General features: G+C 39.6%; 3 protein-coding genes. All 3 read left to right on the forward strand.

Annotated elements, in window-relative coordinates; genetic code table 11:
• Positions 1 to 2,338: hypothetical protein (locus F607_RS31785; RefSeq protein ID WP_038292248.1), on the forward strand; the 2,338-nt coding region annotated here is incomplete at its 5' end.
• Complete coding sequence (locus tag F607_RS0125085) at positions 2,331 to 3,344, forward strand: hypothetical protein (RefSeq protein WP_027710224.1); 1,014 nt, start codon at positions 2,331 to 2,333, stop codon at positions 3,342 to 3,344. The genes F607_RS31785 and F607_RS0125085, both read left to right, overlap by 8 nt.
• Positions 3,345 to 3,694: 350 nt before the next feature.
• The gene (locus F607_RS0125090) at positions 3,695 to 4,408 is read left to right on the forward strand and encodes a hypothetical protein (protein WP_027710225.1); all 714 of its coding nucleotides are present in this window, start codon (positions 3,695 to 3,697) and stop codon (positions 4,406 to 4,408) included.
• Positions 4,409 to 4,490 lie beyond the last annotated feature (82 nt).

Here is a 4,490-nt window from a genome sequence, read left to right on the forward strand (position 1 = left end):
ATTCGCAAAACTTAATATGTATAAAGATGTGAGTATGTGGAATGTACCTCGCATTGAACAACGGGTCCGCACGAAAGCAATGGAGGTGTTTTTGGATGATGCGGATGAACTGGCTCAGTGTATTGCAGAATTAGAAGAAGAAAATAGTTTAGATCGGGCCTCTTTATTACCCAAATTTAATAAAGCAGCATGGTATTTTGATATTACCATTTTTTCGCATGTACAGCGTTTACATGAAACCCATTTTTGCTGCGTTGCAAACCTGTGTGGTGATGCTGAGGGTAAAGGTATTAAGTTAGCGCATAAGCTGTATATTGAAGAATTTGGTGAGGATAACCTTGCCTCGTTATTTATAACCAATTACAGCGTCGCCTCAGTAAATGAGCTAAATAATGCATCAGGTAGTGCTGACGATATTAAGACTATTCTGTCTTCTGCCAAAGACGTTGCTGAATTAAAATCCCGACTTAAATTAGATCAATTTCCAGAGTTAACAGAACATATTGAATTACGTGGTAGTTTAATTGCAGCGCTTACACCAGCCTATGTTGAAGAAGTGACAAGGACGTTTGATCAGGTACGTAATGTCGATACGGTTGAACGCGCACGCAGAATTATTCGTCATACGGGTGTCGGTTTTGACATGCTATTGGTTAATGCCGCGGTGAACGATAACATAATGATTCGTTTACCCGATACGGCTGCTGCCAATCAATTTGAGCGTGCACTTAATGAATTGGCTAATGAACAAAATGTCGTTCGCACCTTACGCAAGCAACGTAATAAGATTCGTAAACAGATCAAGCAAGCACTGAAACGGCGTGATCACACTATCGTTAAAGCTCTCGAAAATGAGCTAGAGGGCATAAAACAAGCCTCAGTTAAAAAATGGCAAGCGATACAAGATGCCAAAGCAACCATTCGTTCTTATGCCTCACCTACTGGTGTAAGTGAGGGGATGAGCGGCTTTAAAATTGATGGTTTAGGTCAAGGTGAAATAAATACCCTACACAAACATATTGAAGGTTTTCGTAGTGGTATGCTGGGTAATCATGGACAGGGACATTCCTGGGGAAGTGCTTGGAATGGTACTAAAAGCATCATGTTACCCACGTTTTTAGCGATTACCAATATTCTGAATGCATTTTCGACGCTGGAAGAAACTGCGTATAAAGCAGAGAGAAATAATCTTGACTTTGCTGAAGCCGCTGCAGATGTTATAGGTGCATTTACGGCGACAGCTTCAGTTGGTATAGAGCTTTGGCGACATAGCATTGAAGATGGTATTGAAAATGGAAACCCTTTTCTAGTCAATAGACTGGGCAAAGTTATCATTATTTCTACTTTAGGCATGAGTTTTTTCGATGGAATTGGTGCTGTAGCAGACAATGTAAAAAAGGTTAAAGAAGTAGGTGAAGCTCTAGACGATGATGACTATGTTGCTGCCGCTGGAAATGCTACCTCAATGCTGGGAAATACACTGGTTTTTGTTGGAAACCTACGACAAGGTGTTTATGCATTTAAAGCATTGAGGTTTGCTCGTTTGCATGGTATGAACTACGGTGCAGCACTTGCGCGCTTTGCTGCTCCTATCGCTAGTGCGTTACCTTGGTTGTTGATGGGGGGTGTGTTGATTTTGGTTGGCGAAGCCATTTATGAAATTTATAAATCGCCTCCTATTATGGTATGGGTTGAACGTTGTTATTGGGGTAGAAATACGCAAGGCTGGGTTCACCAAGAAGAGCAGCAACAGTTAGCAGATGCCATTATGCGCCCACGTATTGAAGCTCAATATTATGTTGATGGCTATGTAAAAAATAAAAAATACGATCAGCATCCTGAGTCAACTCTAACTCATAAAATGGTGGATTTAACGATATCGATTCCAGGGATTAAACGTAGCAGTTTTGTAGTACCTGAACAGTCCATACCTTCACAGCTGTGGGAATCCCCACTACAAATTGGTATTGCTGCAATTAATTACTATCAAGAGCAAGATATTACTTTTTATATGTTGAATACGGCCTCTGCTGAATTTAATAATAATATGTTGCAGCTTAAATTATTTGTTTCGAGGGAGGCATTAAGAAGTGCAACCAGTTTAAGCTTTAAGTTAATTTCCAGGCCTGATATGGCTTATAAAGCGGTACAACAAGATAAAAACTATGTTCGGTATACCGTTAAACTGGATGAGTTTCAATATGAGGATGATGATAAGCCTGGTATGGTACCAGCCCTTGAAGATAATGATACATTGCCAGGAGAACAGAGTATGAAGCTGTTTTCAGTCAACGATGCCTGGTTAAATTATGCGGTAGATGGTGATCAAAATGTATAAGTTTTCTGATATCGAACAAAGTGATGGAGTAACCTCACTGATATTGTCACCACTTCCAATATGGACGGGTTATAAAGCATCAGACCCTTTAAAAGTACTCACAAGAAAAAATGATGTTTATATCGATATTGGAAGTGGAAACGCTAAGGAAGCTTTTGAAGTGCTTTACTGTGGCTTATTTTTAAGTGGTTTAGGTTGTCTTCTAGTATTTTTATTGTTTGAAATTATTTCACCACCTATCACCCGGTCTGCAAATTGGGGGCTTCTTCTAATTCTTGGAGGTGCTTGGCTTTCTATTGTATTATTTTTTGTTTTTTACGTGATTTACTCTCAAATTAAGCATGGAAAAGAAAACATGCAGATTCGCTTTAATCGACAACGCCGTGAAGTAGCATGGGTGGATGATAAAAAAAAGCTTCATTTTATTCCATGGGAATCAATGAAAGCATGGGTGAGCAGTGCAAGTACTATAGGTGATAGTGTCGCTTACCGGACTGCTATGCTTGGTATTGGCCCTCCTGCTTCAGATGATCCTCATGGGTTTTTAGGTGTTTGGCGCATGCCATGTGGTGTAGAAGTTTCAGGTATTATGCAATGGGAGTGTATTCGATCATATATGGAGCAAGGGGTAGAGTGTATACCTAGTGTGGACATTACTCAACGAGACCCTAAGTTACATTATCAAAAACGAAAAAAACTTCGCCGACAAGGTGAGTGGGGTGCATGGATAAAACAAGTGATAGTAGATTTATTTATGGGACGTTTTTGGGCATTTAAGTACGCAAGTCTTGTTGAGTATCTTGAATCGGTTGACATCTTTCCTGAAGCCGTTGAGTGGTCTAAACCTTTACCAAAAGAACATTGGGCTAAGCCTTCAGCAGAATTGATTGAACTAGAAAAAAAATGGAGACAACGTTACAAACGTCGTGAAAAGTTTTTTGATATGGATCGTCGAATTGCTGAGGCAAAAGCTGAAGGGCGATATTATACGCCAGTTAATGAGTAGTGCGTTGGTAGTCAACTATTGTGTGTAGATGCTGAAACAGGGTCATTTATTTCACTCATGTCAGAAAGCCTTCCCTGGCTTCTGACATTACCGGTGCTCCTGGCACCTGCTTCATAAACAACCCTGCCCCAGCATATAACCATGGTGCTAATTTTAATCAGAGTGGTTGTATGCTTTTAAAAGCTTGAATTTACTTATGAAGGTGTTTTTGCCGCTAAGTTGAACAGGTTAGCAGACTGTCTATGGCATGGATGCCATAGTCAAGCGTATAGGGATATATTAACAGCGGGTCTGCATTGCTGTTCTGCTTATAAGGCACTAGCCATTATTGTGATTAAAACTTTTACAGTATGAAAAAATATAAGTTCTCAGATGTTGAGCAAAGTGATGATGTTACTTCACTGATACTGTCACCACTTCCAATATGGACGGGTTATAAAGCATCAGACCCTTTAAAAGTACTTACAAGAAAAAATGAAGTGTATATCGATATCGGAAGTGGTAATGCTAAAGCTGCATTTGAGCTTTTATATGGTGGCCAGTCAATAGCTTCTATCATCTTATTGCTGTCTTATTTATTTTTAAATGTATTTATTTACGGGCGATTTAGTCATTCTACAGTTATTTTAATACTTCTGTGTTGTTGGCTATTTATAATTTTATTATGCTTATCATTTATTGTTATTTCTCATATACAACATGGCAAAGAGAACATGCAGACTCGTTTTAATCGACAGCGGCGAGAGGTGGTGTGGGTTGATGATAAAAAACAGCTACATTTTGTACCTTGGGAGTCGTTTAAAGCTTGGGTGAGTACTGCAAGTACAATAGGAGATAGTATCGCGTATCGGAGTTCGCTATTTGGTATGGGACCACCTGCTCCCGATGATCCGCATGGGTTTTTAGGCGTTTGGAGAATGCCATGTGGTACTGAGCTAGCTGGAATTATGCAATGGGAGTGTATTCGTTCATTTATGGAGTTAGGCCCTGATCATATCCCTGATGTTGATATGACTCAGCGAGATGCAACCTTGCACTATCTCGACTTTGGCCATTTAACTTAAGCAAGCATGCTTAAATAATGAGCAGAATTTGATTTTTTTGGTAGAAAACAAGCAGAATAACTGGAGTTCAAGTGGCAATGAC

It is taken from the genome of Zooshikella ganghwensis DSM 15267, assembly GCF_000428585.1.
GTDB classification, from domain to species: domain Bacteria; phylum Pseudomonadota; class Gammaproteobacteria; order Pseudomonadales; family Zooshikellaceae; genus Zooshikella; species Zooshikella ganghwensis.